The sequence below is a fragment of the Methylobacterium sp. E-012 genome (genome assembly GCF_057836545.1).
This window is the reverse complement of record NZ_JBYQEY010000003.1, coordinates 1-26,329: the sequence shown is the minus strand read 5'-3', so window position 1 is coordinate 26,329 and position 26,329 is coordinate 1. Positions and strand designations below refer to the sequence as shown.

Sequence of the window (26,329 nt, the reverse complement as noted above, 5' to 3'; positions counted from 1 at the left end):
GCCGCTTGGTGTCTGGCGGTCGGCTGACACCGGATCGTGATCAGGCATGCAAGCGCTATCAACCGACTCCATCAGAAAGTCGGCGACGCCGAGCCTCGGCAACCGTAGAGCGCCGCAGCTCGGGGGCCGTCTCGGTGGCAGCATCGGCCTCGGCGAGGTCGCTGTAGCCCAAGAGGCGGGCGAGCCCGTCGTTCAGGGTGTCGGCCTCGCTGTTCGGGTAGTCGCTGAGGTGCTGGACCGCATCGCGCAGCAGGTGCTCGTAGAGCCCGGGCGGCATGGCGGGGCCGTCGCTCTGCGCCGTGGCCTGCCGCTGCTCAAGGCGGGCGACCCGCTCGGCGAGGCGCAGGCTCATCCGTGCAGCCCCGGGCTATCGAGCTTGAACGTGAACCACTCGCAGCCCTTCGGCCACCGTCCAGCCGGCGGGGCCGCCGCGCGCTCTTCCTCCGTCAGAAGGGCGGGCGATAGGTCCCGCGGCGCATCGCCCTCAGTCATCCCGTAGGCGCCGACGTTCATGACGAACACGTCGTCACCCTCGTGGATGGCGTGGCCACGCTTCCGCAAGAAGGCGATGATGTCGCTGGTTGGCGTCCCGTGCGGGGCCTCGACCTGGAAGGTGAGGTGCTTGCCGGTCGATGGCGGGACGGCTGCCGCCTCCAACCGCGCTATCCGATCAATCAGCCCCGCCATTGCCGCTTCCCTCCCGTCGATGTCTGCTCTGCGGCCTGCTCCAGTGCGGCGAGCCGGGTAGCTACGTCTCGGACCTCGACGGCCTTCACATGGGCGTCGACCAGCTTCGACAGCTCGGCCGCCTCGCTCGGGGTGATCTCACCGTCCGCCACGCCCTGCATCAGTGCCCGCGTCGCCTTGGTCAGATCGGCCGCGGTCTCGATCTCCGGCAGGGTGAAGGTGATCGGCCGATCCTTCCGGACGGGCATCAACCTATCGAGGCACATCCTCAGCGCGACCGTGTCGCCCTCCAGCGCCATCTCGATCGCCTTGCGGGTTAGGGCCTCGCTCTCGCCGTCGAGGATCGTCTCCAGGGCCTCGGTCGACCGGTTGCGGGCACCCTTCGGACGGCCGCCGGGGTTGCCGCTCTGGCCCTGCCCGAATGGCCGACCATCACCCGGCATACTCACCCCCTGCGGCTCGGCGTGGCTGTAAAGAACAGCCAAAAAACAGCCACGACCTCATCGCCCGCACCTGTCGGTGATGTCCTTCAGCGGCAGGTCGTACCCAGGCGCGACCATGACGCGGATGATGGCGCATTCGTCATCGCGGATGTCGTGGCCACACTCCCGGAGGAAGGCGACGGCGGCATCTCTAGGCAGATCCCGCGGCCCCTTGATCGCGAAGTGGCGCACCGTGCGATGCTGCGGCGGGCGGATGGCGCTCTCCAGCTTCGCCAGGCGCTTGCTCAGACTATTCGAGGTCCTGTCGACAGGCATTGAAACGTGTCCAAAATCCAAGTTCAGGCGATAGATAGCATCTCACCAAGCATTTGGCATGCGGCGATGAGAATGCTCACCTCATGCCGCACGGTCTTGATAGTGACCGAACCAGTCAGCCAAGGTCTCGTCATCGCCGTTGACGTACAGACTCGGGTTGGCCGACCACAGGGTGGCCGCCTGTGCGTCGCATCGGCGGATGATGACGAGACCGTAGGCAGGGCCGGACAGGGCGGCACGATCCGCACCCTTCTCGGCACCGGTCCGGTGACGACAGCGATAGCCACGATCAGGATGGGTTTCGAACCAAGCTGCATCGTCGGCGCTAGAATTGGGATAGGGCATCGTTGATCCTCGTGCTTGCCGTTCAGATTGCCAAATTTGGCTCAGGACGGCGTTCCTTTGATTGTCGGAACCTCCATGCGTCGAGGCAGAGAATGCGTCTCACGGGCCAATTTTGACGATCTAATTGACCTTCAGGCAGTGTCACTTCACCCGGTAGTTGATACCGGCAAGCTCGATGCCTTGGTCGACGAGCTGCTTGTCCGACCCCTTCCGCGCGACGGTGGATGGCTTCAGCGGCGGCCCGGAATATTCGGTAATGGCCTGCTGTAGGTCGCCCTTGATGATCTCACCCATGAGCGCGAGCGCCTTATCCGTGTCGTAGCGGTTGGCCGTGAGCAACACCGCGAACTTGGCCTGCCACTCCGTCGCCTTGACCGCGATGGTGTTGCGGATGGCGGGGCGCGGCGGTTGGCCCTGAGCCGCGTTGCCGAATTCGTTGATGAGGGCCACGAGGGCGACCGGCGTCCCATCGGGGTAGGTTGCCCCGTCGAGCCAGCCGACCTCGACGGTTGAGGCGCGGCGTAGGTTGGCTGCGATCTCGTTCAGGCGCGCTTCAAGCTTGTCGCCCCCTGTGACCGTGGCTGTCATGGCCAAGCCCTCCCACCAGGTCCGGGGAGCAGATCGGCCCAAGCCGCCCTCAGGATCGCGGTGCGGGCGTCCGCGCGGTCGGGATCTACCGCTGTGGCCGCATCCATCAGCCTGTCGAGGGCGGCGAGACCGCCGGCTGCGTCCGCCTCAAGGCCGGCACGGAACAGGGCGGACCGGAAGGCGATGGCTGCCGGCGCTGTCGGCCCGTGGCGCTCGATGCCGTGGATCAGGGTGAGGATGCTGGCAGGCGTCGGCGGATCGGGGAGAGCGGCAATCACGGCGTCGGCCCTCCGATCCCATGCCACGCCATTTCCAGGACCATCGCGCGCCAGCCCGCGTGCGTCGGGTCCATCTCGGCGATCTCGACGGACAGGGCGACGAAGTCCTCGTCCGGGTTGGCGGCGTGGAGCGCATGACCGATCCGGCGCAGCTCAGTGCGGCAGGCGACGCCGATCGGGTCCACGGCGAGACCGGCCACGTCAAGGGCATCGGTCGGCGGGGGGGCTAGGGTGTCGGTCCAGGGACGGCGAGGCGCCCAATCGGGGTTAGCGACGGCGCTGCGCTCCCGCTCGCCTGTTACGACAATGCGCAGCAGGGCGTCGGCGGCAGCTTCAAGGCTATCGCCACGCGCACCCTGCACACTCTGCTCGCTCACGGGCGCGCATGCGCGCGAGGGGGTCGCGTTCATGCCGCCTCCCGGAGGCTGTCGAAGAACAGCTCAAGCTCCAGGTCGTGATCGTCCCAGGTCTCGCCGGCCTTGATGGCGAACAGCTCCATCACGCCATCGATCCGGCGGATGATGCACCAGGCGTCGAAGTCGGGGCCGGGCTGGACAGGCCACCGCTGCACCTCGGCGGGCGTCTGGCGGCGCAGGCGATACTCACGGTTCGGGTGAGCCCGAAACCACATGCGGTCGATTTCCGTGGCGTGCATCGTCATCTCCTCAAGCTGCGCGTGCAAGGGCGGCGTAGGCGGCCCAAATTTGGCGGCGGTCGTTGGCTGGCAGGGCGTTGAGAGCCCGGCAGGCGGGTTCCAGCGCGCTCACGTCGGCCTCAGCGCGGGCGAGCAAGCGGCACAGGTCAGCGGCACGCGGACCCGCGAGCAAGCGGGCGGTCGCCCGCAGGCCACGAAGTCGGGCAAGCCGCTCGGCGGGATCGATCCTATCCGCGAACGGGCCCCAGCGGTCGGCAGCGGGGATCATCGGCCCCACTCCCACCACGGGACGCCCTGAGGCTGGCCGGGCTTCTCACGGTGCGTCAGGTGGCCGAACGAGACTTCCGTGGCCGTGATCGCGCGGACCGTGCCGGCGATCGGCAGCACGAGGGCGCCGCAGGCGTCTACGCGAACGATGCCTGCGGTCGCATGCACGCCGAACAGCCGGCTCGACGTCCAGCCCAAAGCTTCGGCCTGCGCGCCGAAGGTGTCGAGGAAATCGAGGGCACGAACCAGGGTGCGGGGCCACTCGTCACCACGGTAGCCGGGGCACGGAGCCCGGTCCGGCGAGAGCCCCGCGAGGGCTGAACGCCACTTCCGCAACCCATCCTGCGAAACTTCCGGAACCCCGTTTTTGGGGCTTATCGTTATATCTGAAGCACTTAGCGAAACTTCCGCAGCTTCCGCAACTTCCGCAACCCCATCAAGCGTGCGCGCTGTCGCGAGGCTCTGCGCGTGCTCGTCCCTCGCGTAAGTATATGTAATAATTGAATTATTTTTTCCTTCTTCTTCTTTTACGCGGGCGTGCGCGAGAGCGTGCGGGCTCGGACCCCCTGCGGAAGTTGCGGAAGTTGCGGAAGTAGGGTCAAGCCTTTGGTCCTGTTCGCGAATTGCTTCCGCAACCTGCTGCGGAAGTTTTTGCGGAAGTTCTGGAGGCGTACTCCGGCGCCCCTCGCGGCGGATCTCCTCCAGTGCCTTGAACGGGTCGAACAGGGGCAGGTCGCCAGCCATCAGGTCGCCTCCCCGAGTACGCGGAAGGTCTGGCGGTAGGTCTTGTCGTCGATCTTCTGCTTGCCGGAGGGTTCCAGCCGCCCGAACCCGATGAGGGCTTCGATCCGGCGCAGCAGGGTTGCGGCGTCGGTCCGCAGATGGTTGGGGGCCATCTTCTGGATGATGCTCGGCGCCGTCAGGTCGCCCGGCTTGTACTTCTCCGCCAACCACTCGGAGAGGTCGTTCTGTGCCCGCGTCTCCGGGTCGAGGATCGCGTGGCCGGTGAGCCTCAACGCCTCCTGGAGGTAGAACATCCCGACAGCCGCGGCGGCGGCCATCGTCTCGGCGGTGATGGTGGTCTCAAGGTCTCGCGCCGCACCCGTGATGCGGCTGGCCCGTGCGATTTCGGGGGCCTGGAACACCGTCAGGATCGCGGAGATCCGAGCGACGTTCTCGGCCATCTTCAGGGCTGCGGACCGGACCGGCACCCAAGGGCCGCCCGGCGCGCACCCGTCCTCAACCGACTGGGCGAACTGGCGCCACAGAACGGCTGCATCGGCTGCGAGGTGCAGGATCGGCGGCTCAAGTTGGTTGCGGGTGCCTTCGCGAAGCGGCAGGCCCGCGTTCAGGCAGCGGCGGCACAGGTTGTGGAATTCCGCGAGCCGATCATCCGCGTTCGGATCGGTCCCGCGGATCTGGCGCAGCCCGATGCGGCTGTCCGGCATGGTGATGAGGAACCTGCCGACGAAGCCCTGATCCTTCGCGAGTTCGTCACCCAGAAGGGCCGACGCGACGCGCGGCTGCGCGGCGAGGCTGATCCCGACCCGACAGCCCACGAGGAACAGGGTCTCGCGCGCCCGCACCCGCTGGGCCGAGCCGCTGTCCCATAGCTCTGACAGGCCGGTGACCGTGCGGGTTTTCGCCTCCTGACCCATGCCGTGGCCGCCGAGGAACTGGCCGCCCTCGCTGGTGAAGATACCGATGGAGCCGCGCCCGATCTGGAGGAGGTTAAGCAGGCCCTCCAGGTTCGGCTCCTTGGCGCGGATCACGGGGGCGAGCGGCAGGTCCGGTTCACGTAGGTTGCGGAGCTGCTGGCGGCGTTCGTCGTGGCTGATCTTGTCTCGTTCGATCTTCTTCTTCTCGGCCTCCCAGGCGGCGAACGACGCCTTGTACTCGCGCAGGTCTTCGATGTGTTCCGCCCGGAGCTGCGCCTCGGCCTTGGCCACCGCCACGAGCGCCAGATCATCACAGGCGGATTTGCGCTCGCCCGAAACAGCGACCGCGAGCATGAACAGCGACAAGGGGCGCGGCGTCGGCAAGCCCTCAACCTGAACGTCGGCGAGCCCTTGGCAGCAAAGCATCGCGGCTGACAGGACCGAATGCGCGCAGAGCGAGCGCGGCGCCTGGACGTGGTACTCCAGCGCCTCGATGGCCTCGCGCATCGCGGTGGGCAGATATTCGACGGGGAAGATCGGCGCGGCGCTCATGGCGGGCGCGATCTCGATACGGTCGCGCTCGACGAAGGGTTGTCCGCCCGCCCGGCCTGCACCTTGGTGAGCCCGTGCCCCGAAGGGCTCGCGGCGGATGCGGTTCAGGGCCTCGGCTGTTCCGTTCACCGGCATGCCGTCGAGTCCTCCCGCACCGTATCGTTGAGATCTTTCAGCCCTTCGGGGGGCCAAACGACCTCGACGTTCCGCCCAGCGTCGTGCCAGCGCTCGCCGACCCGCTCGATCGCCCGCTCACTCGCCCCGTTCTCGTCGCGCTCGGCCAACACGATCAGCGTGTGCACGTCGTCGAGGACGGGTAGCCCGCCGATGGCGCCCGATGAGCCGAGTGCCCAGGCGGGTTTCAGCCCGAGGTGCTGACGGGCGGTCTGCGTGGTCTCGACGCCCTCGCCGACGATCAGGAACCCGTTCGCCGGGTCGAGGCGGTCGAGCATGACGGCGCAGCCCATCGCCACGCCGAACATCTTCCGGCCGATCTTGCGCCCGGTCGCGTCGAGGGCTGTCCGGTGCAACCCGCGTATCTCGCCCGTGCTGATGTCGCGCAGCGCCGCCAGGATCGTCGGCGCGGCCCCATCGGCCCATCGAGCGCGCGGGTGGAAGCGCAGCACCGAACCGGCGATGTCGTCGCCGATGTCGAGGCCCCGGCTGCGGTAGTAGGTGACGGCAGCCGTGCCGCGCGGGTCCTGCCCGGCACGCCACATCTCTACCATCCGACGCTGACGCCACTCGGTTTCGGCACGCTCCTGCGCCTCGGCCCTGCGACGTTGCTCCCGACGCTGCATCACCTCGATCGGATCAGGCTCGCGGTCTCGGCCCGCGAACTCGCGGCGCTCGCCCAGAACCTCCAGCGCCCTGTCCTTCGCGGCGAGGGCGTCGGCTGCGGTGCCGTTGTGGACGTGGACAAGCAGGTCGCCCGGCGCGCCCAGACGCTCTGTGTAGGAGGTGCCACGATCCTTCGGGCCGTGGCCGGTGGTGGCGCAGAGCAGCGTCCGGCCGCCATTCGTCAGATCACCGCCGAACGCGGCCTTGAGGGTGCGGATGCGGACGCTCATGCCACCCCCAGCCGTTCGGCGATGGTCGTGAGGGTGCTGGCCTGCTTCGCGGTCAGGCTGAGCCCGCGCTCAAGGCGCTGGCCGATGCTGAGCAGAAAGCTCGCCTCCCACTCGGAGAGACGGCCCGCGCTGGCGTTCTGGCATCGGACCACGAGGTATCGGTGCGCGCTGCTCCCACTGGGTCGATGGGATGCGTGGCGCCACGCCCCGAACGGATAGGCAGGCGGCTCCTGCCGCTGCGGGGCTCGCTCGATGTACCTGATGGTCTCGCGCGGCCGGGTGATGTGCTCCGCGAGGTCGTTCAGATCGCACCCGTTCGATGACAGGGTGCTCCGGAGGACCGCCGCCGCCGTCGTGATGACGTGGGGGTTGTCGCTGCCGAATTGGCCGATGATCTTGCCAACCTTCACGGCCAGGGCGTCGGGGAGCGCTGTCATAGGCCGCCTCCCGTCTCGGCGAGCCACTGCGGGAGAGCGAAGACCTTCACCATCCGGCGGGCGAACGCGCCGTAGCGGGGGTGGCCATCCCGCCAGTCGCGGAACCACGTCTCGCGGAATGGCCGCAGCCACGCGATCCCAGCCTTGCGCCACTCCTCATGCTCGGTCAGGGCGTAGAGCGCGGCTGCCTCGATGCAGTCGATCTCGATTTCGCAGAGGTGTTCGAGAGCGGCCGTGAGCACGATCGAGAGGCCGAGCGGGTAGATCTCCTCCACGATCTCATCACGGCTCCAGGTCGCCTGCTCCTGATTTTCGCCGATAAGCTCGATGAGGAATTCGGCCCGGTCACACCACCGGAAGTGGTCGAGCATGCCGGTGGTCCACGCCTCGATCGGCACGTCGGCTTCCATGCCGCTGACCCGCGGATAGACGGGCTCGCGCGGCTTCGAGAGCAGCACCTTGGGGACGGGGCCGCCACCGTAGTCCTCGAAGTTGGGCATGCGCCCGAGGCGCCGCGCATCGGCAGCGAAGCGCTTGCGCTCCGCCACGTCGTGGATGCCTGCGAAGATCGCAGTCCCGTCCATGCTGAACAGGACCTGCTCTGGGGCGGTCGGATCGATTTGGGTGGGCAGATAGACCGGCACGGTGACGCCGTAGGGCGTGGGGAAGGTGCCGTAAGGGCTGGAAGCCATCATCGAGCGGTCCTCCACGTCTCGGTGACAGTGAAGGCGAGCGCTGCGGTAGCGGCGGCTACACCCGGCGCCAATCCGTAGCGGCGGGCGAGATATCGGGCTTGAAGGGATGCAGGGGCTGGGGCATATGTCTCAGTGCGTGCTGCCAAGAACGCATTTCCGAGACCCGCCGTCGCCCCGCGCGATGCGCGGGTTTCTTCGTTCATGGGGTGTTGTTCGTCCTGCTGAGGCACCGGCCGCATCGGCGCTGGTGTTGAGCGGCCAGCGGGGCGCACCCCGCCGATGGCGAGGATCAGGCGGCGACCGGCGGCTCGGGCATCCGGAGCAGCTTGCGAGCGACGTGGGCGGGGATCATCACCCGCGACCCGATCTTGATAGCTTCGATCTCGCCGCGCTCGATCGCTCGGTAGAGCGTGGGCGCCGACACCCCGGCTTCAGCCGCGAGGGGCCGGACATCGACCGTCTTCCCGGCAAGGATCTTCTGAACGACCGACATTCGTCACCTCCACGGGCGCGAGCGGTATCGCGCGTCACTTGTTGTGTAACGGGTGCATCGTTGTGTGTCCAGTGCATCGGTTGTTGCCAATGTGACGCGTCGTCGTTATGGGTGCATCACCCGAAACCAGTGAGACGGAAGCGGCTATGGCAAAGGACACGGCCCCCGAGACCGACCGCGTCGAGGTAAAGGAGGCTAAGCGCATCCCCATGAGCGTGCGGACAACACCCGCGCTTCGCGGGCGCATCGATCATGCGGCGATCATGTCGGGGCGCTCACTGGCGCAGGAGGTCGAGTTCCGGTTGGAACTGAGTTTCCACGACCAGGATCGCGGCTACCAGAAGATGATGGACTTCATCGAGCAGGTTACAGGCGCGATTTCAGACGGTGACACCGGCAATCTGCTGATGACGCTGTCTCGCGCCATCGCGGCGATTGAGAAAGCGCAAGGTGTGCCTTGGTGCTCCGATAAGGCGAACTTGGACGCCTACGATCTGAACCTGAAGGATGTCATGGAGGGCATCCGCCGCGTGTGGTTGCACCGCTCCGAGGCGACGATCGCCGACTATATGGCGCTGGAGCACCCCTTCCTCATGAAGGACCCGCCTAAGATGAAAGATTAGAAAAATCTTCGCGACCATTGAACCACATGAGACTAGCGAAGCAGTTGCAGCCAGAAAGACTTGCGTCTTCTTTGTAGAACTGCGCAGTTAATCTATCGTCGGTGGCGACATGGAGCCGCCGATGGTGTTCTCACAACAGATCCTCGTCCGAATGCATCCGCCGCTTCGCGATGCTGTTCGCGCTGCGGCTGAACGTGCTGGTCTGAGCGTCTCGGAACTGGTCCGTCGTACCATCCACCGAGAGATCGCCGATCCGGTTGCGAAGGACATGCCGTCTTCGACTGCGACGGCACCCGGTGCCGCTCTCGTCCAAGCCAACCGAGCTTGAGGGCGGCCATGCAGATCATCCCGCTCCAGGCCGTACCGAGCCAATCGGTTAAAGCGCAGCTCGGCACCCAGCCGAGCAACGCGCAGGTCCCGACCGCTCGAACGAAATCTTTATAGGGGTCGACACATGGCGAGGCGCCAAGCCCGGGTGACTATCAAGGCCGAACCAAAGACCGATGAGGACGGCAGGGTCATTGCCCCCGCTAGCCCCGGCCGGGACGAAGGCAAGGTCTATGTGCTCACGGAGATGTCGGCCCGGCGCGCCGAGAACTGGGGCGGCCGGGCACTAACGGCGCTCACGCATGCTGGGGCCGAACTGCCGGATGAGATCATGTCGGCCGGTATGGCTGGGTTCGCCATGATGGGCATGCAGGCGCTGTCCAGCATCAAGTGGGAGGAAATCGAGCCCCTGATGCAAGAGATGTTCGAGTGTGTGCAGATTTGCCCGAACCCAGAACATCCCGAAACCGTCCGCGATCTGGTGGAAGACGACATCGAGGAAGTGTTGACCCGGTTCAAGCTCCGGGTCGAGGTGCTGAACTTGCACGTCCGCCCTACCAATCCCGTCGCCCCCTAGACCTCGGCTCAGCCGGGGGCGACGCGCTACCTAGGAAGTGGCGAACCTATCAGAATATCTCACCATCATTAGCGATGGTCATCGGCGCCGGCATGGCGACGTTGGACGAACTCGATACCGTCTATGGATCGCAGGACTTGGCCGACATGGTCGAGATCATCAGCATTGATGCGCACAATCAACGCCTGCTGACGCCGCAGAAGTAGCCCCGAGGATTAGACATGAGCAGCGGCACGGGCGGTGTGGATGGGAAAGATCCTGTCGGACAGATGCGGGTGGCGGATGCCAACTCGGACACGAACCGGCACGAATTTCACCAGAAGCAGTTCCTCGGCGAGAAACGGTTCCACTTCACCGCCGAGATTGTCGCCGTTCACAACCGTAACTCTTTAACCCAGCCCTGCACCGTCGATATCAAGCCGCACGTCAGGCAGATGGATGGTGCCGGTCAGACTACATCGCACGGGATCATCTATGACATTCCCGTCCCCCGAAATCAGCCTGGCGGGAGCGTCTTCATCAATGATCCTCAGGTCGGCGATCCCGCGAATTTCTCAGTGCTCGACCAGGACCATTCGTCAGTCATGGCGAACGACTGGAAGGAAGCGAACCCGGGATCGCAGCGCCGCAACAACTACTCCGATGCCATTTTCCACGGCGTGTTGCCGCGCAAATCACAGGCCGTGACGCAGCACTTCATGTTCACGGACAGCGGCATTGATTGCGCCGACATGAACAAGAATACGCTCACCAGTTCCGCCTCCGGCTGGAACCTCAACGGCGCGGTGATCGATCAGAAGGGCAACATCACGGCGCCGGGCAACATCACGGCCGGCAAGGGAACTGCGGATCAGGTTGACCTTCAGGGCCACACGCACGGCACCGGCCCTGCGCCGACAGCGGGGACGTAGGCCATGACGTTCGCGCACAAGTTCATCGACGTTCAGATCCAGCTTGCCAAGGGCACCTTTGCAGGCGGCAAGAACAGCGCGACCCTGAAAGGGCACCGGGTCGAGGCAGGGATTGAACAGCCCGGCAGTCCTGACATGGGCAAGGCCACGATCAGCATCTATGGCCTGAGCTTGTCCATGCTGAACCAACTTACGGCGTTGCCAACCGACATGACGGCGGTCGGTCAGAACTTTGTGACGATCCTGGCTGGCGAAGAAGGCTCGTCGCCGTCCATCGCATTCAAGGGGACGATCATCCAGGCGTTCGCCGACATCAGGTCACAGCCCTATGCAGCACTTCGGATCGATGCCTTAGCCGGGCACTATCAGAACGTGCAGACCGCAGAGCCGACGACGCGGCGGGGCTCGACGGATGTTGCCGACCTCATGAAGCAACTGGCCGGCATGGCGCAGCTCACGCTCGAAAACAACGACGTGAACTGCAAAATTCAAAATCCTTATCTGCCGCGCTCACCACGTCAGCAGATCAAATCACTAGCCGAGGCGGCCGGCATCAATTGGGTGATTGAGAAGGACACCCTTGCGATCTGGCCTAAAGGCGGATCCCGACAGGGTGGCCCTGTTAAAGTCAGCCCTTCGACCGGCATGCGCGGTTATCCAGCATACACGACCGGCGGTATTGAAGTGACAACGCTGTATAATGGGCTTTTCGTGTACGGTGGCGCCCTTTTGGTTGAGAGCGATCTTAAGCCAGCCTCTGGCACTTGGTATATTAACAATCTTTATCACGAGCTTGAGTCTGAAAAACCTCAAGGTAAGTGGTTTTCAACGCTATCGTGCTCGAAACTTAAGGTTTGAGGCCCGCAATGCCTACAATTATCGACGCCTTGACCGTAACCCTGGGCCTGGACCCTAAGGATTTTATCCGAGGGTCAAAGACTGCGCACGGTCAAACCATCAAGTTCGCTGCCGCAACGCGCGAAGTCTACGGGCAGATGGAAAAGGAGGTCGAGAAAGAGCTTAAGGAAATTGGCAAAGAGCAGGCCAAGGCCGCGAAGGAAGCCGAGAAACGTGCCAAGGAGATCGCGCGGGCACAGGACCAAGCGGCCGACTCCCTTGGTCGGCTCGCGCGCAACGCAGTCAAGCTGTTCGCCGTCTTCACCGGCGGGCGGGCGGTAGGGCAGTTCATCGGCGACATCGGCAAGGCCGACGCGGCTATGGGCCGGATGGCCGACCGGTTGGGCGTGGCTCCCGAGCGGATCGCGGCCTTCGACAACGCGGTGAAGCGGGCGGGTGGCACGGCGGGCGAGGGGTCTGCCTCGTTCCAGCACCTGTCGGACACGATCAACGAACTGCGCACGAGCGGCAATTCCTCGGCGCTGATCCCGTTCGCCCGGCTCCAGGGCATCAGCGGCCAGCAGATCCGGCTGAACGGCCGGCTGGAAGAGTCCTTCGGCGACCTCGCCGAGGCGGCTAGGGGCACGGCCGAGAAGTCCGGCGCGTCGGAGGCTAGCTTCCTGCTACGGCAGGCCGGCTACAGTGAAGCCACCATCAACCTGCTGCTGAAGGGCCGGAAGGCGGTCGAGCAGGCGCTCGCCCGCTCGCAGAAGGCGGGCCTCGTGTCCAAGGCCGACTCCGACGCGGCGCGTGCGCTGGGCGAGCAGTATGAGGATCTGTCCGACCGGGTGACGGACTTCGGCCGGAAGATCAGCACGGCGCTTACGCCGGTCCTGACGGACCTGATGAGGCGGTTCGCCGATTGGCTGGACCAGAACAAGGAGTGGCTGAAACAGGACATCGTGACTGAGGTCACGAAGTTCGCGACCGAGCTGCGCAACATCCCTTGGGATGACGTCGGGAAGGGCATCAAGGCTTTCATCCAAGGTGCCAATGCAGCCGCCCAGGCTGTCGGCGGCTGGACCCGTGTCGCGGAAATTCTTTTCGGCCTTTGGGCGATGAAGAACGTCGCGAAGGTGTTGGCGAACATCGCCCTGATCAAGAACGCCTTGGTGATCGGGGACACCTCGCTGCTGGCGGCCATGGCGCGCGTCGGCATCCCGGTCGCCATCGGCATCGCTGCGACGGGCCACGGCTATCAGACGCCAGAGGAGGCCGCCAAAGACCCCGACCAAGCCGTGCTGCAAAAGGAAGGCATCGACCGGCGCGCGCGGATCCGCGGGGCTATCGGCGGGGCCTACGACTCCGTCAAGCGGTTCGGCCGGCGCATCCTCGGCGGGGGCGAGGCGGAAGCGGATGAGGGGCGTGGCGGTGCAGGGATCCGCACACGAGCTGCGCGCGGCATGGGCAAGCTGGCACACGGCCAGAACGCTCAAGCCATCATCGGCGAGCTGCGCACGGCCGGCTACAACGACAACGCCATCGCGGCCGTTGTAGGCTCAATGCAGACTGAGAGCGGACTAAACCCGGCCGTTCCGGAAAACAGCTATAACCATGGTCATCACGGCTTGTGGCAGTGGGACAGCCGGCGCTGGCCGAAGATTAAAGCGTGGATCGAGGGCCAAGGCGGAAACGCCAATGATGCGGCGTGGCAGACAAAGGCCTGGGTTGCGGAGCATTCCGCAAAGCCCGGGGATCGCATCTACGACAATGCGAATACGGAACGTGGCGGAGCCATCCTAAAAGGTAATCCGTCGATAGAGTCCGCAATCCATGGTGTGCGACTGAGCGAGCGATTTGGCCCCGGGGAGGAAGGCGGTCGAGCCGCCCGCGCCCGTCAATGGCTTCCGCAATTGCAGGCCCCGGCTGAGGCAACGCAGCGGGAAAAAGACCTCGCAACCATTCGATCTGCGACGACCAAGCCCGATAGCAAAATCCTCCCGAACGGAGCCCCGGCAGTGTTGAAGCCGAACAGCATGCCAGATGCTCCCGGTCAGACGATGAGCGAGGCAGATCGGGCGCGTAGCGGGCCGCGTCGCGACATTCTTTCTGATCCGAAGGACGAGCGCCGCAAGCCCATGGCCGCACTCATGTACGGCGATACCCCGCCGGCGGCGAGAGCCGGCGCCGCATCGGTGGTTGCGTCTGCTCAGACGGCGCAGGCTGACCGGCTGGCATCGGTCATGAACGACAACCGCACTAGCAGCACGTCCAGCACTGAGACGCACTTCCACGGTGATATGAACTTTAACGGCGCGGGGGACAGTCGAGAGATTGCCAGCAACCTGCGCGACCGGCTCAAGGAGCGGCAGTTCGCGCAGGCGGTGAACTACGGGCAGGGCTGAAAAAACCGAAATGGCTAATTATTATGGATCGGTGCCAGCAACGCCTGGGCACAGAGCATTGAATTGTGAGAGCGCGGTGAAATAGCCTGAAGCGTTCGAGGCATCTAATGGTCCGTTTGCGCCGATGATAAGAAACTTCGGCCCATCACCCTTGCGCCGGTTCGGACCAGCATAGCGCAGGACATCTCCCCAAAGAGTAGTGAACCGCCCAGATTGGCAATTCCCCCGAAGTTCATCATTTATACGCACGTCTCGCATCGTCTGTTGAACACACTCGTTCGAATTGTCTTGCGAGTACTCTACACAAAATTCTTTAGCATTTTCACGAGAATGCCGCACGTGGATCACGGCGTTTGCGGTGCCAATGCCCTGTAGCCCCGTGACTGTAACCTCCATGCCGACGCGCGAGCCGTAGGGGATTCGCCCAGCGGCGTCGCTGGGCGAGGCCCACAAGGCAACGATCACAGCGGCCAGGGTGTAGCGCATTTTAATATCCGCTCATTGAGATGCAATATAGGCTACTCTTGGATGCCACCCGGAAAGGTCCAAAGGCATCGAGCTTCGTCTCCATCAACGCGGCGAGCGCATAGAATTACTTCATCACTTTCATCTGTCGGATTTCTAACCGACGATCTTTTTTCTACAATAATTAATGTTCCAGCAAACCATTGACGACATTCGTTCTGCCGCAATTTGGCAACCACCAGCGGGATACCCGCATCTCCCCTTCCAGTCATCGATATCAGATCCTTGACATCCTGCAAGCTATTGCAGACTAGCTTATTAGTTACCAGTTTCGCTTTAACTTCATTCTGATGATCTTGTGCAATAACGCAGCTTGTTGAAGCTAGAAAGACGAGGGTGGCGAGGGCGTAGCGCATGGCATCAGGATGGGCGCAGACGGGCCCGCTGTCGAGACGCCCGCGGTGCTCGAAATCTGCCCGCCGGCAGCCGTTCGCCGCTTCCCGGCAGTTAGCGGTTGCTTCACGAGAACGCCCGTCAGCGGCCAATTCTGAAGTCGGGATCAACTGCGCCGATGCGTGGTATCTGACCGCGCCACCCCTGGACCGGGCAGCCAGTACGGAGCGCGACCGATGAGGCTTGAGAATTTCGAGATCGGCGCCGAGTTCTGGATCTGGACGGGCCTCGAAGGCGACGCCGAGTGGCAGCGCTGCATCTGCACGGACAAAGGCACGCGGACCATCGCCTACCAGCGCATTGAGCCCGTCACGATCCGTTGGGCCGACACCGAGACCGGGCAGCGAGGCGAGACCACCTACAGCGTTGAGGAAGCCCTGGCCCGCGGCGAGTTCTCACCCGCGATGTGGGATACCCACGTGGACCACCTGCTCAACGATTACGAGTTCTCGACGTGCGCGCTGCGACCGGATGATGACGCGCTGGACGACGTGCCTGACGGGCCCGCTCTGAGCGCCGACTAGGCCGACCGCCGTCGCCAGCCATCGGGGGCCGGGTTCTGGCCGTGGGCCTCGGCGAGGGTTTCGAGCCACGACACCACGTCCGGCGGCACGCTCGCGTCGCCGGAAGCCCAGCGACGCACGAGACGGTCGTCGCAGGTCAGGGCCTCGGCGAGACCCCGCTGCGACCAGCGCAGCAGGGCCAGGACCTCGCGGAGTCGATCCGGGCTCACGCGCCGTAGAGCTTCAACAGGGCGACCACCGCGCCAACGACCGCGGCGCCCGCCGTGAAGGCAGTGAAGATCGCCGTGAACGGAATAATTGTGGCCTCGCGGGTGAGCTTCCGAGCTTCTGCCGAAAGCTTCAGGCCCTCTTCGACGAATTTCCGGGTCTCGGCGTTCATGCGCTCGATGCGAGCGATCTGCTCCTGAGCGTCGATCGGTGCGGGGGCGGCAGTGGCGGTCATTGGGGTCGTCCCTCAATCCGGCCGGGGATCATCCCTCAGCCATGTCCGCAATATGAGGGATTGTGACCGCGGCGTCAAGGGTGATGACTTGGCGATTGCCCGCATGACTCAGGAATAGACTTGCAGATTTGCGAAAAAACTTGCGTCATCCGCACGAATACTTGTTGACGTCTAAAGTGTTTCGCAGTAATACATAGTCATCGGCAGCGAGGAACCAAGCAAATGTTCAAGATCATCGACACTAAGACCAGCAACGTCGTCAAGGGCCGGGTCTCGAAGCACGAAGCCCACAAGATGGTGGATCTCCTGAACTCCTGCGGGATCGTCCGCTACCGGGCGGTGGCCCTCTGAGGGGCGGGGGCGAAAGCCCCTCCCTTCACCGGGAGGGGAGCCGGCATCGGCCAAACTCAGACGACCATCATCTATTTTTGGATCGGCTGTAGCAGTCAGCGCGACTGCCCCGGTGCGGCCTCATCGGGGCCCGCCGTCTCAAGACGACCCCGGTGCTGCTCTTCCGGCGCGCGGCCGGAGCCGATCGCTGGAGGGATGATGGCGTGGAGTAGTTAACGAGTCCTGTACGACAACGGCTCTAACCCGCTGGCGCTCAGAGAGCAGATCATGCCGCTCTCCCGCGTCTCTTCAGTGCGTCCTAGGCCATCGCACCCGGCCTACCCAGCCCAATTGCCTTAGCTAACGCGGAGCGCTGCTTGGCGTAGCTTGAGGCGACCATTGGGTAATCGGCCGCCAGGCCATAGCGGTCCCGGTAGGCCCGCGGGTCCAGCCCATGGCTGGTCAAGTGGCGCTTGAGTGTCTTGTAGGACTTACCGTCGATGAAGCTGACGATGCCGTTGGGACGGATCGACTGGCGGATCTGGGCTGCAGTCGGCTTCTCGATATCGGTCTTGAACGATGACACAGGACCGCCCGCCCGTAGAGTATTCAAGGCCGCGTACACCCCCTCAATCAACTTGGGAAGCTCGGCAGTGGGGACCGAGTTATTGATGACGTAAGCGGAGACAATCCCTCCGGTAAGCTCGGCCATATTCGAGCCAATGCTGTGAATATGTTCAGTCATTAGGTTAATCTTTCTGAAGTTTGAAATCGCACTTCATACCAAATGAGTTTTAATAGAAAATTGTACATCCAAATGCGGCTTTCTACCACATATGCGGGCGAAAATGCCGCACCTGGCGTTGTAAATACTTTCTTGCAGATCGGACCATGATCGAATGTTGCATCGCGCGTCGTCCCGATTGAATTGCATAGGGCAAGGCACAAGCCCCTATCGTTAAGAGCAGGATCGCAAGCGCTACAGGTGCCCGTGTCAGCCGCTGATCGAGAAGGGCGTTACTTCTCAGCTTGTCACCGCCCCTGCAGAGGCCGTTCGAGAGGCGGCAGGAGGGCCGCTTAGGGTCGGAAGCAGACCGTAGGAGACTGTAGGAGTCACTCAGCTGCCCTTCCGCGCCAGCCGCCGCAGCGCCCGTTCGATCGCGTCCCGCTCGACGTGGAAGCACTCCGGATCCCGGTGCGACGGTAGAAGCCGCCGGACCCGATCGGCGAGGGCGTCGAGCTCCGGCGACAGGATCGCACCGCGGTCGGTCCGGCCGGTCTCGCGGGGCAGGCGGGCGCGGTACATCAGGGTTGCCCGTGGCCGTGCGACAGCTCCGGGATAGTGGTACTGGCCGGCACAGAACAACGGAGGTGTTGCAGGTCATCATCCGGCCTGGTGATGCCGTTGGTAACTCCACGGCTGCTATGGCTCATCCTGGACGGTACGCAGAGCTCTGGCCGTCGCAGCAGGCCTCGATGAGCGAGCGGTATCTGTTCCGATCCGATTGGCGCCCATCGCGCCGCCGCATCCTGCTGGCTGGTCTGCTCGGGCACTATGCCGCCGCCTACTGCTTCTGCGCTTCGACGATGTTCGCCGGCTTCGTCGACGACTTTCAGATGCAAGGCATGGCGATGTTTGCGAGGACAACCTGGAGCCGGGCATTCGAGGTCCTCTGGACGGCCCCTCTAGTGACCAGCCTCCTCGGGCTGTGGGGCGCCGTTCTGATCAGCCCGACGCTTCTGCTCACGTTGCCCGCGACGAGCTGGGCCGCCCGCAAGCTCGATACGGCGGCACTGCCAACGGCGGCGATCGGCGTCCTGCCGGGGATCCTGGCGGGCCTCATCGTCTTCGGGATCGCGCCGCAGACTGAGGTGAGCCTCATCCTCTGTTCCGCCGCGGGCGGTGCAGCCTTCGCGCTGGTCGTCTGGCTGCTCTGCATCCGTCCGCGACGACCTTATACGTGAGACCTGCGCGCGGTCGGTCATACGCTGGCTTTCCTCACGGCGGCGACGGTAGAGGGCGAGACATCGACCCGCCGGGCGATCTCGCGATCGGTCAGGCCCTCGCCAAGGAGGGCGCGGACGGCGGCGCGAGCCTCCTCGCGGGTGCGGGGTTGCTGTCGAGATTGGACGGGTTCGGCGTCGCTCGCCGGATCCTGGTCGGTACCGGACTCCGGTAGGTCCGCCAGCTCGACGTCTGCCTCGTCTGTCGAGGCCGGCTCGGGCGGGACTGTCGATGACGCTGGCGCAACTGGGGGCGGTGGCGACGGCGCGGATGCCGACAGACGCCGGGTGAGCCCGTCGAGGAAGGCTGCTGCGAGGGCTGCGGACGGCCGCATGGGCGAATGGTCTACCACCTCGGCGATGGGCGCTGGTGGGACGCGGACGCTAGCCGCTGGCGCGACGGCTGGGGCAGGCGGATCCGGATAGCTGCGGAGGCTGACATCCTTGGACGCGCTCGCCGGACTTGGGTGGTGTTGGCTGCAGCCCATCGGGACCACGACACCGCGAACAACGCCGACGCCAACCTCGCGGCCTTCTGCCAGCGCTGCCACATGATCCACGACCGTCCGGAACATCAGAGGCGACGCTGGCGCACGCTGTTCCGGCGGAAGGCGATGGGCGACCTGTTCGGGGGCCCCTATGCTTGAGACGACAGCGATGTGACCGTGTGCATCATCGGCACCAAGAGGCGGCACCACACCACCGGATAGGCCCCTTATCGATGGCGCCTGTTGTCGTGGGATCAGCGGACGGCAGGTGCGCGATCGCTCGTTCAGTAGGCCTGTTGGCCTTCATCAACATTACGGCCGAGAAGCAGCAGAGCGCCAGGGCGGCGATCCAGAGAACGTCTCTCAAGGTTCGGGTCGTTCGCTTGGGCATATCGACGACGGTGACAGCCGTCGGTTAGCGAACCCTTGCACGCCCAAGATGCGTCCGGCGGGCGCTCGGGACCGGACCTGCGCGCCGGCGATTGTCGAGGGCCGTGGGCCGGCGCTCGCGGTCTCCAGTCCCGCCGCACCGCGCCGACCCTCACGCAACTGCCCGGCCAAGGCTTCACGGGCGCCCTGCGGGGAACTGGCCCGGAGAACGCCTGTCGTCGCGTGCTTGCCCGCCGCACGCTTTGCGGTGTCGCGAACGCCTCGGGCACGCGAACGGGAAGAAGCGATGCTGTAGCAGGTGCAGGAGGTGCTGTCGCCGTCAGCTCACCGGCGGCTGAGCGCCGGCCACTGCGTGATCACCGCGTCGTCGGCCGGCATGTAGGCGTCGACGATGGCGCCCTTACGGCTGACAACACAGATCATCGCCGCCTGGCGCACCTCGTACATCATCGGCCGCTCGTAGGTGATGCGGAACAGCACCGGTGCGAAGTAGTCACCCTTCTTATCCGTCTTGTCGGCGCCGGCCGAGACCGCCTCGACCTGCTTCATGCCGGCCTTGGTCGCCTCGCTCATCACGGTGGCGCGGCAGGTATCGACCGTGCGGTTGCGACCCGGCACCTCCGGCAGGGGCTGTCCGATCGTCTGCAGAGCTGCGGAGGTGCCCTTCACCAGTCCTGTACCGGGCACCATCGATAGGACGGTCTGCTCACCGGCCGAAGATGAAGCGACCCCGATCGGCGCGATCTGCCAGGGCATCTGCCAGGTAGCGGCAGACGTGTCGGGCTGGGCGGAAGCGTCCTGGGCCAGGGCAGGTCCGGCGAGAGCAAAGACGAGGGTAGCGCAGCAGATCGAACGTCGAATCATCAAGGCTCTCCTATTTCGCGAGGGTGAACGAGGGGCCGCGGCATGGACCTAATCCGTCGGCGAGAGGGCGGACGGCATCGTCCAGGGTGAGGGCGGCACAGAAGCGGTCGGCGGGGTGGCTGAGCGATCGACCCGTACCCGGTGCATGGAGGCGTAGGCGATTGCACCGGCATCGATCCGCGGCCGCGTCGCCGTCGGCGAACTGATGAGACCCGCCGTCTGCTCGGCGTCATGAGTAGGTACGCGTATTTTCGAGACCGTTGCCCGCGCTCGTGGCTGTCTGAGCGATCGAGCGTGCCGCGCCGGTCCGGGGTTCAGGACCGGCCCGACCACGCCCTGTGCGTCGCGCGGCGGCATCATCGCAATCGTCCGGTCTAGCACCGGCTGCTTTGGATCTGGGCCGAGCGTCGCTACGCGTTCGGGCGGAGCTGCAGCAGTGATCGTCGGCGCAAGACCAACGACGACCTCGGTCGGCGGCCGCATTGGAGCCGGTCTGGGTAGCAGGGTCGGCGTGGCCGTCGGGTCCGCTGGCTCGGTTCGCGTCGTTCCCAACTCGGGTCGACCCAGCAACGGTCGCGGCGCGTCCGGTTCGAGGGTCGCAACCACGGATGGCGGGATCATCGTCGCGATATCCTGACGCTCGGTGTGGTCAGTCCACGCGGGTGCCTGTTCGTGCGTGAGACGCGCTGCATCGAGGGGTGCGCGGCTGATTAGCGAAAGGCGTGGGTTGGCGCTGGGTGGCAGGAACTCCTGCTGCTCAACCGTATCCGCGGGGTTCGGATCCAGAAAGCTGCGCGGTCCGTCAGCAAGGGAGAAAGTGTCTGGGTCACCCGCGTGTGAGAGAGGCCCTGTCAGGTGTGGGACTTCTACCCATGGTGGGAATGTCGCTGGAGGTGAAGCTTCGGCAGACACCACTGATGCCACACGTTGGGCGGACGTTGAGAAGATCCAGTTGCTGGGCGGGACAAGCCACGCCGCGCCAGCGGCGAACACAGCGAGGGTTGAAAGGCATGAAATCGAGATCGTGGCCCAAGATGACAGGCGGCTGCTGGGCCTAATGACCTGGAGTGGCCGGGCCGCACCGACCGGCTTCAAGTCACCTACAAAGACGGGATCACGCTGCAACATCCTCTCAGAACTGATCTGGGTGAGAAACGGTTCAAGGCCGGGATGATGTAGAATCGTCGCTAGCCGAACACGGCCGGAATCCTGACGGTGCATACGGATGATGCACAACGCCCAAATAGTTTGATGTTGAGCGCTGAACGACAGCCGACAAACTCCGCCTTATCCGAGCGCCGTCCGCCTTGCCGAACGCCTGTAGACCGTCACCGCATGGCTCGGCCGCCTCCACCACCCGCGCGGATTCTCGCACGGTCTAATCGTCCGAGGTCGCCCGCCGCTCGTCGGCAGCCCTTCTTCGGTTCCGTTTTCCCCGATTCTCTCAGATCTAGAACCTGAGTATGCGTGGTGGTCGCGGATTTGACCCCTCCCCCTGATGGCAGGATGCGCCGTGCCAGCCGTAGCCAGGCGGTCCATTCCCGGCTGACGATGCGGATCACGTTGGTGTCGTTGCGCCAGCCCGTGACCTGCCGCTCCTCGACGGTCAGCAGTCCGAGCCGCACCGCTTCTCGGATCGCGTTTTTCACGGTCGTGCGAGACACGCCGGTCACGGCCGCCAGGTTGTCGATCGCCAATCGGCAGTCGCCACGCCGGGCGGTCTCGGCCGCCACCAAAGCCAGCACAGCGGCCTCGGCCAGAGTGAACCGGGCTGCGAGACCGGGCGGCAGGCGGCCAGAGGCGGCCCAGCGGCGGCGACGCTCCATCGAGGCGTCCGTGCGTGGCCGGGAGCCGACGCCGGGCCTCCTGGGGCTTCCCACGCATTTTTGCGCGGGCAGGCCGATCGAATGCCTGGCTGTTCCCCCTGAGTTCGGGCTCTGTCCGGATCGCGGTCCATTTTTGGACAGCGTTCGCGTTTCGATCAGTCCGGACAGAGCTTCGGCCTCGGCCTCCGTGACCTTTCCCTCCCCATAGGCGCGCCACAGCAGCGCCGTGATGGCTGGCAGCGCCGCGCACGGAGCCGCCTCCGCCTGTCGGCGGATCTCATCGGCATAGTTCATCGAACCCGGTCCCTCACGGGCCGCGGCTAGGGTCCAGGCAAAGCCTTCCCGTTGACGGAAGCGGGTTCCGTCTTGACACCCCGGGGGGTCTCATGGCTTGTGAGGGGAGATGAGTCCGGCCTCACAGGCCCTCGGTTTTCAGCAGCCTCTTCCTTGCCGGGAAGGGGCTGTTGGCTTTTCAGGGTCTATCTCGCGGCGATGGTCTCCTGAATGGCGGCCGCGACTCGCTGAGGCGAGCCTGGCCGTGACCGCCCATGTCGGCCGGGGCACACCGTTAAGTCAACGCCGTGGCCCGATGGCCGCAGGATTGCCTCGCCTAGCGTGTCTGCGTAGTTTGGCACCGAAGCTGGGCGGTTCTCGCCCGCCGCTTCGTGTTGCGTACCCGCACTCTGTCACCGTGAGGCAGGCATGGTCGTGATGCGCATCGCAATGCTGTGTGGGTTGAGTGCCGCGTTGGGCGGCTGCCTGTCTCCTGCAGAGACCGCGCCGTCCTACAGCGCATTGTCCTACGCGGGTCCATCGACAAAGGCCGTATGGGATAAGGCTTCGCTAGATGCCGTCGAGCCGGGGCAGCCGCTGAGATCCGATTTCGGCAGAACGGGTTTCGGCCAAGATCCAATCGCTGATTTGTCGGCGTCTGAACGCGCCAGGAGTGCTTGGGAGGCCCAGCGCCCTTCCGAGTTTGCTCGGCCGTTATGGCCCTCAGCTCGTTCTGTCGGCGTTGCGAAACCGAGCAAGGCATCCGATCCCGTCAGCACGGCCAGCCTCTCGAGGCCGGCTAAGAGCGGCGGCCATCGTGGTATTGGTCCGCAGGCCTATGACCGCGAAGCGACGATGGACCGTTTGGAGGAGGAAGCTAAAAAGGACGCCAAGCCGATCTGCAGCGGTTGCTGAGCTTGGTGGGCGTTGCACAGAGCGCCCGCCAACCGGACATGGCATGTCGACCGGGCGGCACGGTTAAGTCAACGTCAGGGAATGATCAGCGCGACCATGCCGGCAGGACCTTCGACCCTCGCGGACCTACGCAAGGCAGGTATCATCACGAGCCAGGAGATCGTCGCGGCGATCGACGTCTACCTCCGGGATCCGGCGGCAGGGCCCTATCGCTTCGCCAGCGGGCACAGCATCGACATCGCAGCGCTCGTCGCTCTCAAGCTCAGTTGCGAGGAGATCAGAGACCGGGCTGGCCCGCAGGAGAAGACATTCCGGACGGCCGTGGCGGCGGTCGTCATGGGGGCGCATCCGACCCCACCGTGATCTTGGACCATTCGATCATTTTGCTGTCGATCCAGATCAGCGGCGAGACGCTCTCGCCGAATGCGGTTAGGCTCAGACCATGATCGACGCTACTTTCCCTGCCGGCGACACCCATCGCGAGGTCCGCGGGCTCGTGCACGCGGCGCGGGCCGTCATCGAAGTGACGCGGCTAAAGGCGGCCGGCACGGATCATAAGGTGGCTGAAGCAGCCGCACTACAGGCCCGCGGCCTCGCCGCGTTAGCCGCGTCACACGCGTTGCTGGATCGTGTGAACATCCGATCCTGCCTGTGATGAGTCGAGCAGCGCGCCCCTGTCCCGCTCTGATCGCGAATTGAACTCCGCTGGAGTTACGACGTATGTTGGTGAGGCCCCTAAAATCCACCTTATGATGGCTTTGCCGCGGTCCTAATCTCTGGGCATTCCGCGTTTGTGAGACCTGTGTGCTCCCGCCTGTTTCGCGCAGAGAGCCCATGCCTCGGTACTTCTTCGACATAAACGATGGCCGCGCCGATCGCGATGAGGAAGGCCACGAGTGTGCCGATCTTCAGGCCGCCGTGCTGCAAGCCAAGCAGGCGCTCCCAGAGATCGCGGTCGCTGAATTGCCGAAAGACGGCGAGCGCCAAGCCATCACGGTCCTGGTGACGGATGAGAATGGACAGGCCGTCTATCTAGCGGCTCTGACCTACACGGGGACGTGGTTGAGCCGATAGCGCCGCGCCGCAGGATCGCCCGCACCTGCGCGACGTGCTCGGGCTCGGGCAGGCCCGGCAGCAGGTCGGCGATGGCCTCATCGCGGGCGAGCCACCATCGCATCAGGCGCACCAAGCCCTGCCGGCTGCATCCGACCCTTATCGGAAGTTCAGAAGGTCTGTTTGCGGGCAGCCTGATCCAGTTCTGTGTCCGATCCTGACCGGACGCGGCGAGAGCTGGTTTGTATCAACGAAGCGACGCGGTTCCGCAGCTCGACCTGACCGCGTGCGACCGCCAGCCCATACACATCGTCGGCAGCATCCAGCCGCACGAGTTCGTGCTTGCTTTCGATGGTCACAACCTAGTGCTTGTCCAAGCGGATTGGATCAGCGCTGAGCATCACGAGGTCTGCCCGCGTGCGTCAGTTCGCCCCCGTCTGCATCAATAGATCGGTCGGTATAGATATCACCACGCGCAGGCCTTCGGGCTCCCAGTGATAAGCGATCTTGCCGCCGAGCTGGCCGCCGACGCTGCGCTGGACCAAGGTTGCGCCGAACCCAGCATGTTCCGGCGGTTGCGCGATCGGCGGTCCACCACGCTCGCACCAGATCAGGCTGATGCTCTTGTCGTAGCGGCGACAGCTCAGACTGACGGTGCCTGTATTACCAGATAGGGCGCCATACTTGACCGCGTTCGTCGCGAGTTCGTGGATGATCAGCGCGAGGCTCGTCAACGCCGTGTCGCGGATTGGAACATCCGCTCCGCCGAAGAACCGGATACGGCGATGCGCGCTGCCCACGCCGTCGTAAGGCATCAGCAAGGCGCGCAGTAACGCCTGCAGGGTCTGCGCCGGACGCGGCGCAGCCTCATCCTGGGGCGACGCGTGCAGGTACTCCAGCGCCCGACCGAGGCTGGTGAACCGATCCCGCAGCGTCCGTGCATACGGCTGCACTACCGGGATGTCGCGTGCCGAGAGGGTGACGAGGCCGTTGACCAGGGCGAAGACGTTCTTCAGGCGGTGGCTCAGTTCACGGCTACGCAGGTCGTTATCGGCCTCAGCCTTCGCCAATGCGGTGATGTCCCGCGAGACCGCAAGCAGGCCGATAGGACCCCCGTCATCGTCCAGCATGCGCGAGAGGGTTACGTCCCAGTAGCGTGCCTCTCCGGATATCCCCGGGCGCCAATGGCTGAAGTGGGCGATGCCGGTCTCGCGTACAGCTTCGAGCCCCACTAAAACGGCCGCCCGCGCCTCCTCGGGCCAGGATAGGGACCATGGTTCTCCCTCGTTCTCGGCGGTGTCGCAGCTGCGCAGCTGCTGCAGCGCGGTCAGGTTGGCGAATTGGAGATTGCCCTGCGGGTCGAGTACTTCGATGCAGTCCGGGCTCGCCTCGACGATGCACCGGCTGAGGGTCTCAACGGACCACAGGCCACGCCGCACCGCCTCGATCGTTCCGGTGTCGAACAGGCGGTGCATTGGAGGTGACCGGCGTCGAGGCGAACCGTAGCCATTCGGGCCGGGGGACAGCGCCAGGGAGAGACGATCCCACAGAGCTCCTGTTGCCATTGCCGGCTCCCGCGCGTTGGTCTCGCATGACGAAGTGTCAAGCTATCGTCAGGCTACGGAAACTGCGCTCCGTCCCCTTATCAAAAGACAATTGCGCGAACCTTTTACGAAAAATTAATCACCGCTTTGGGGTACCTGGCCTCTATTGAGAGTAAATTTCGGTGAAAACTGCTTTTTGATCGGATGGGCATCTCCGGTCACTGCCATGGGTAGCAAGCTGTAGCTGTGATGTTGCGAGCGCAGCGAGCTGCGCGAGCGTTCCTTGCCCCTTCATCGCCTGCACGGCTCCTTCCGACCCAAGCGTACTCAAGCCCCGTCGCCCGGTTCGGGTGGCGGGATCTTTTACCGGGCGGATCATCGATCACTGGACAGGGCGCAGGCATCCAATGTCGTGCTCGCGGTGTCGTCGCTAGATCGGCTGGGCTCGGTCTGGCGTTCCTTCGAGAGGCACCTTTCGAACGATCACCTCGTTCTCCCTTTTGGGAGGGCGGTTTAATGCAGGCGGCGCTGACGCGGAAGCTCGAGAGCTTCGAGCCGCTGTCCGACCAAGCTCGCTCGGCCCTGAACGGGCTGA

The 26,329-nt window shown here is 64.6% G+C and carries 39 protein-coding genes and 1 pseudogene; 15 read left to right on the top strand and 25 right to left on the bottom strand.

From position 1 onward, the window contains the following. Positions 1 to 58: 58 nt before the first annotated feature. The 15 genes from AC3IF1_RS29210 to AC3IF1_RS29140 form a co-directional block, all read right to left on the bottom strand. Positions 59 to 352, bottom strand: a complete 294-nt coding sequence (locus AC3IF1_RS29210) for a hypothetical protein (protein WP_489220617.1) — start codon at positions 350 to 352, stop codon at positions 59 to 61. Beyond that, a complete protein-coding gene (locus AC3IF1_RS29205) occupies positions 349 to 657 on the bottom strand; it encodes a hypothetical protein (protein WP_489220616.1) in 309 nt (102 codons plus the stop codon). Before AC3IF1_RS29205 ends, AC3IF1_RS29210 begins: the two co-directional genes overlap by 4 nt. Positions 658 to 674: 17 nt before the next feature. After that, entirely contained in the window at positions 675 to 1,130 is a 456-nt protein-coding gene (locus AC3IF1_RS29200; RefSeq protein ID WP_489220641.1) for a DUF5681 domain-containing protein, read from the bottom strand. A gap of 57 nt (positions 1,131 to 1,187) precedes the next feature. Next, positions 1,188 to 1,445: a hypothetical protein gene (locus AC3IF1_RS29195; RefSeq protein WP_489220615.1), complete on the bottom strand. Its 258-nt coding sequence runs from the start codon at positions 1,443 to 1,445 to the stop codon at positions 1,188 to 1,190. 81 nt (positions 1,446 to 1,526) lie between these two features. Then, a complete protein-coding gene (locus AC3IF1_RS29190) occupies positions 1,527 to 1,790 on the bottom strand; it encodes a hypothetical protein (RefSeq protein WP_489220614.1) in 264 nt (87 codons plus the stop codon). Positions 1,791 to 1,931: 141 nt separating this feature from the next. Further along, on the bottom strand, positions 1,932 to 2,378 hold the full coding sequence (locus tag AC3IF1_RS29185) for a hypothetical protein (RefSeq protein ID WP_489220613.1): 447 nt from the start codon (positions 2,376 to 2,378) through the stop codon (positions 1,932 to 1,934). Then, complete coding sequence (locus tag AC3IF1_RS29180; protein WP_489220612.1) at positions 2,375 to 2,656, bottom strand: hypothetical protein; 282 nt, start codon at positions 2,654 to 2,656, stop codon at positions 2,375 to 2,377. The genes AC3IF1_RS29185 and AC3IF1_RS29180 overlap by 4 nt, the downstream gene beginning before the upstream one ends. Then, positions 2,653 to 3,066, bottom strand: a complete 414-nt coding sequence (locus tag AC3IF1_RS29175) for a hypothetical protein (protein WP_489220611.1) — start codon at positions 3,064 to 3,066, stop codon at positions 2,653 to 2,655. Before AC3IF1_RS29175 ends, AC3IF1_RS29180 begins: the two co-directional genes overlap by 4 nt. Next, on the bottom strand, positions 3,063 to 3,311 hold the full coding sequence (locus AC3IF1_RS29170) for a hypothetical protein (protein WP_243971354.1): 249 nt from the start codon (positions 3,309 to 3,311) through the stop codon (positions 3,063 to 3,065). Before AC3IF1_RS29170 ends, AC3IF1_RS29175 begins: the two co-directional genes overlap by 4 nt. Before the next feature lie 264 nt (positions 3,312 to 3,575). Further along, positions 3,576 to 4,322, bottom strand: coding sequence for a hypothetical protein (locus AC3IF1_RS29165; protein WP_489220610.1), 747 nt, complete (start codon positions 4,320 to 4,322; stop codon positions 3,576 to 3,578). Continuing rightward, positions 4,322 to 5,923, bottom strand: a complete 1,602-nt coding sequence (locus tag AC3IF1_RS29160; protein ID WP_489220609.1) for a YfjI family protein — start codon at positions 5,921 to 5,923, stop codon at positions 4,322 to 4,324. The genes AC3IF1_RS29165 and AC3IF1_RS29160 overlap by 1 nt, the downstream gene beginning before the upstream one ends. Continuing rightward, entirely contained in the window at positions 5,914 to 6,858 is a 945-nt protein-coding gene (locus AC3IF1_RS29155) for a DUF7146 domain-containing protein (protein ID WP_489220608.1), read from the bottom strand. The genes AC3IF1_RS29160 and AC3IF1_RS29155 overlap by 10 nt, the downstream gene beginning before the upstream one ends. After that, the gene (locus AC3IF1_RS29150; RefSeq protein WP_489220607.1) at positions 6,855 to 7,295 is read right to left on the bottom strand and encodes a hypothetical protein; all 441 of its coding nucleotides are present in this window, start codon (positions 7,293 to 7,295) and stop codon (positions 6,855 to 6,857) included. Before AC3IF1_RS29150 ends, AC3IF1_RS29155 begins: the two co-directional genes overlap by 4 nt. After that, positions 7,292 to 7,990, bottom strand: a complete 699-nt coding sequence (locus tag AC3IF1_RS29145) for a hypothetical protein (protein ID WP_489220606.1) — start codon at positions 7,988 to 7,990, stop codon at positions 7,292 to 7,294. Before AC3IF1_RS29145 ends, AC3IF1_RS29150 begins: the two co-directional genes overlap by 4 nt. Positions 7,991 to 8,279: 289 nt before the next feature. Next, complete coding sequence (locus AC3IF1_RS29140) at positions 8,280 to 8,483, bottom strand: helix-turn-helix domain-containing protein (RefSeq protein ID WP_489220605.1); 204 nt, start codon at positions 8,481 to 8,483, stop codon at positions 8,280 to 8,282. A 146-nt stretch (positions 8,484 to 8,629) separates the two neighbouring features. Between AC3IF1_RS29140 and AC3IF1_RS29135 the strand changes: the two genes are divergently transcribed. The 6 genes from AC3IF1_RS29135 (at position 8,630) to AC3IF1_RS29110 (ending at position 14,163) form a co-directional block, all read left to right on the top strand. Next, positions 8,630 to 9,106: a hypothetical protein gene (locus AC3IF1_RS29135; RefSeq protein WP_489220604.1), complete on the top strand. Its 477-nt coding sequence runs from the start codon at positions 8,630 to 8,632 to the stop codon at positions 9,104 to 9,106. A 475-nt stretch (positions 9,107 to 9,581) separates the two neighbouring features. Next, positions 9,582 to 10,010: a phage tail assembly chaperone gene (locus AC3IF1_RS29130; RefSeq protein WP_489220603.1), complete on the top strand. Its 429-nt coding sequence runs from the start codon at positions 9,582 to 9,584 to the stop codon at positions 10,008 to 10,010. Between the two features lie 74 nt (positions 10,011 to 10,084). Then, positions 10,085 to 10,216 carry a hypothetical protein gene (locus AC3IF1_RS29125; protein WP_489220602.1) on the top strand — a complete coding sequence of 44 codons (132 nt, stop codon included), beginning with the start codon at positions 10,085 to 10,087 and terminating at the stop codon, positions 10,214 to 10,216. 15 nt (positions 10,217 to 10,231) lie between these two features. Then, entirely contained in the window at positions 10,232 to 10,921 is a 690-nt protein-coding gene (locus AC3IF1_RS29120; protein WP_489220601.1) for a hypothetical protein, read from the top strand. 3 nt (positions 10,922 to 10,924) lie between these two features. Continuing rightward, positions 10,925 to 11,779 carry a baseplate hub protein gene (locus AC3IF1_RS29115; protein WP_489220600.1) on the top strand — a complete coding sequence of 285 codons (855 nt, stop codon included), beginning with the start codon at positions 10,925 to 10,927 and terminating at the stop codon, positions 11,777 to 11,779. 29 nt (positions 11,780 to 11,808) lie between these two features. Continuing rightward, positions 11,809 to 14,163: a phage tail tip lysozyme gene (locus AC3IF1_RS29110; protein WP_489220599.1), complete on the top strand. Its 2,355-nt coding sequence runs from the start codon at positions 11,809 to 11,811 to the stop codon at positions 14,161 to 14,163. Between the two features lie 21 nt (positions 14,164 to 14,184). On the opposite strand, the gene AC3IF1_RS29105 is transcribed toward AC3IF1_RS29110, so the two are convergent. Then, entirely contained in the window at positions 14,185 to 14,649 is a 465-nt protein-coding gene (locus tag AC3IF1_RS29105; protein ID WP_489220598.1) for a hypothetical protein, read from the bottom strand. A gap of 32 nt (positions 14,650 to 14,681) precedes the next feature. Further along, positions 14,682 to 15,044, bottom strand: a complete 363-nt coding sequence (locus tag AC3IF1_RS29100) for a hypothetical protein (protein WP_489220597.1) — start codon at positions 15,042 to 15,044, stop codon at positions 14,682 to 14,684. Between the two features lie 213 nt (positions 15,045 to 15,257). Here AC3IF1_RS29100 and AC3IF1_RS29095 point away from each other — a divergent pair, with 213 nt between their 5' ends. Continuing rightward, on the top strand, positions 15,258 to 15,605 hold the full coding sequence (locus AC3IF1_RS29095) for a hypothetical protein (RefSeq protein ID WP_489220596.1): 348 nt from the start codon (positions 15,258 to 15,260) through the stop codon (positions 15,603 to 15,605). On the opposite strand, the gene AC3IF1_RS29090 is transcribed toward AC3IF1_RS29095, so the two are convergent. Together AC3IF1_RS29090 and AC3IF1_RS29085 are read right to left on the bottom strand one after the other, a co-directional pair. Next, a complete protein-coding gene (locus tag AC3IF1_RS29090; RefSeq protein WP_489220595.1) occupies positions 15,602 to 15,814 on the bottom strand; it encodes a helix-turn-helix domain-containing protein in 213 nt (70 codons plus the stop codon). The genes AC3IF1_RS29095 and AC3IF1_RS29090 overlap by 4 nt on opposite strands. Beyond that, positions 15,811 to 16,047 (bottom strand): hypothetical protein, encoded by a 237-nt coding sequence (locus AC3IF1_RS29085; RefSeq protein ID WP_489220594.1) that lies wholly within the window; start codon positions 16,045 to 16,047, stop codon positions 15,811 to 15,813. The genes AC3IF1_RS29090 and AC3IF1_RS29085 overlap by 4 nt, the downstream gene beginning before the upstream one ends. A 222-nt stretch (positions 16,048 to 16,269) precedes the next feature. On the opposite strand from AC3IF1_RS29085, the gene AC3IF1_RS29080 reads away from it, so the two are divergent. After that, the gene (locus AC3IF1_RS29080; protein ID WP_489220593.1) at positions 16,270 to 16,398 is read left to right on the top strand and encodes a hypothetical protein; all 129 of its coding nucleotides are present in this window, start codon (positions 16,270 to 16,272) and stop codon (positions 16,396 to 16,398) included. Positions 16,399 to 16,696: 298 nt separating this feature from the next. Here AC3IF1_RS29080 and AC3IF1_RS29075 read toward each other — a convergent pair whose 3' ends face one another. Together AC3IF1_RS29075 and AC3IF1_RS29070 are read right to left on the bottom strand one after the other, a co-directional pair. After that, positions 16,697 to 17,122: a Ros/MucR family transcriptional regulator gene (locus tag AC3IF1_RS29075; RefSeq protein WP_489220592.1), complete on the bottom strand. Its 426-nt coding sequence runs from the start codon at positions 17,120 to 17,122 to the stop codon at positions 16,697 to 16,699. Between the two features lie 372 nt (positions 17,123 to 17,494). Further along, on the bottom strand, positions 17,495 to 17,683 hold the full coding sequence (locus AC3IF1_RS29070; RefSeq protein ID WP_489220591.1) for a hypothetical protein: 189 nt from the start codon (positions 17,681 to 17,683) through the stop codon (positions 17,495 to 17,497). A 170-nt stretch (positions 17,684 to 17,853) separates the two neighbouring features. Between AC3IF1_RS29070 and AC3IF1_RS29065 the strand changes: the two genes are divergently transcribed. Continuing rightward, on the top strand, positions 17,854 to 18,342 hold the full coding sequence (locus tag AC3IF1_RS29065) for a hypothetical protein (RefSeq protein ID WP_489220590.1): 489 nt from the start codon (positions 17,854 to 17,856) through the stop codon (positions 18,340 to 18,342). A 344-nt stretch (positions 18,343 to 18,686) separates the two neighbouring features. After that, positions 18,687 to 19,028: pseudogene (locus tag AC3IF1_RS29060) on the top strand (hypothetical protein); the annotation flags it as partial. Between the two features lie 555 nt (positions 19,029 to 19,583). On the opposite strand, the gene AC3IF1_RS29055 reads toward AC3IF1_RS29060, so the two are convergent. Together AC3IF1_RS29055 and AC3IF1_RS29050 are read right to left on the bottom strand one after the other, a co-directional pair. Continuing rightward, positions 19,584 to 20,123: a hypothetical protein gene (locus AC3IF1_RS29055; RefSeq protein ID WP_243968315.1), complete on the bottom strand. Its 540-nt coding sequence runs from the start codon at positions 20,121 to 20,123 to the stop codon at positions 19,584 to 19,586. A 1,328-nt stretch (positions 20,124 to 21,451) separates the two neighbouring features. Then, positions 21,452 to 22,243 carry a helix-turn-helix domain-containing protein gene (locus AC3IF1_RS29050; protein WP_489220589.1) on the bottom strand — a complete coding sequence of 264 codons (792 nt, stop codon included), beginning with the start codon at positions 22,241 to 22,243 and terminating at the stop codon, positions 21,452 to 21,454. Positions 22,244 to 22,651: 408 nt separating this feature from the next. On the opposite strand from AC3IF1_RS29050, the gene AC3IF1_RS29045 reads away from it, so the two are divergent. The 4 genes from AC3IF1_RS29045 (at position 22,652) to AC3IF1_RS29030 (ending at position 24,211) form a co-directional block, all read left to right on the top strand. Further along, complete coding sequence (locus AC3IF1_RS29045; protein WP_489220588.1) at positions 22,652 to 23,137, top strand: hypothetical protein; 486 nt, start codon at positions 22,652 to 22,654, stop codon at positions 23,135 to 23,137. Between the two features lie 96 nt (positions 23,138 to 23,233). After that, positions 23,234 to 23,500, top strand: coding sequence for a hypothetical protein (locus AC3IF1_RS29040; RefSeq protein WP_489220587.1), 267 nt, complete (start codon positions 23,234 to 23,236; stop codon positions 23,498 to 23,500). A 79-nt stretch (positions 23,501 to 23,579) separates the two neighbouring features. Then, the gene (locus tag AC3IF1_RS29035; RefSeq protein WP_489220586.1) at positions 23,580 to 23,792 is read left to right on the top strand and encodes a hypothetical protein; all 213 of its coding nucleotides are present in this window, start codon (positions 23,580 to 23,582) and stop codon (positions 23,790 to 23,792) included. 179 nt (positions 23,793 to 23,971) lie between these two features. Next, positions 23,972 to 24,211, top strand: a complete 240-nt coding sequence (locus tag AC3IF1_RS29030; protein WP_489220585.1) for a DUF6894 family protein — start codon at positions 23,972 to 23,974, stop codon at positions 24,209 to 24,211. A gap of 149 nt (positions 24,212 to 24,360) precedes the next feature. Here the strand turns inward: AC3IF1_RS29030 and AC3IF1_RS29025 are convergent, their stop codons facing one another. Then, a complete protein-coding gene (locus AC3IF1_RS29025; RefSeq protein WP_489220642.1) occupies positions 24,361 to 24,549 on the bottom strand; it encodes a hypothetical protein in 189 nt (62 codons plus the stop codon). Here AC3IF1_RS29025 and AC3IF1_RS29020 point away from each other — a divergent pair. Then, complete coding sequence (locus AC3IF1_RS29020; protein ID WP_489220640.1) at positions 24,469 to 24,639, top strand: hypothetical protein; 171 nt, start codon at positions 24,469 to 24,471, stop codon at positions 24,637 to 24,639. The two genes, AC3IF1_RS29025 and AC3IF1_RS29020, sit on opposite strands and share 81 nt — an antisense overlap. On the opposite strand, the gene AC3IF1_RS29015 is transcribed toward AC3IF1_RS29020, so the two are convergent. Continuing rightward, a complete protein-coding gene (locus AC3IF1_RS29015) occupies positions 24,613 to 25,665 on the bottom strand; it encodes a PAS domain-containing protein (RefSeq protein ID WP_489220584.1) in 1,053 nt (350 codons plus the stop codon). The two genes, AC3IF1_RS29020 and AC3IF1_RS29015, sit on opposite strands and share 27 nt — an antisense overlap. Positions 25,666 to 26,329 lie beyond the last annotated feature (664 nt).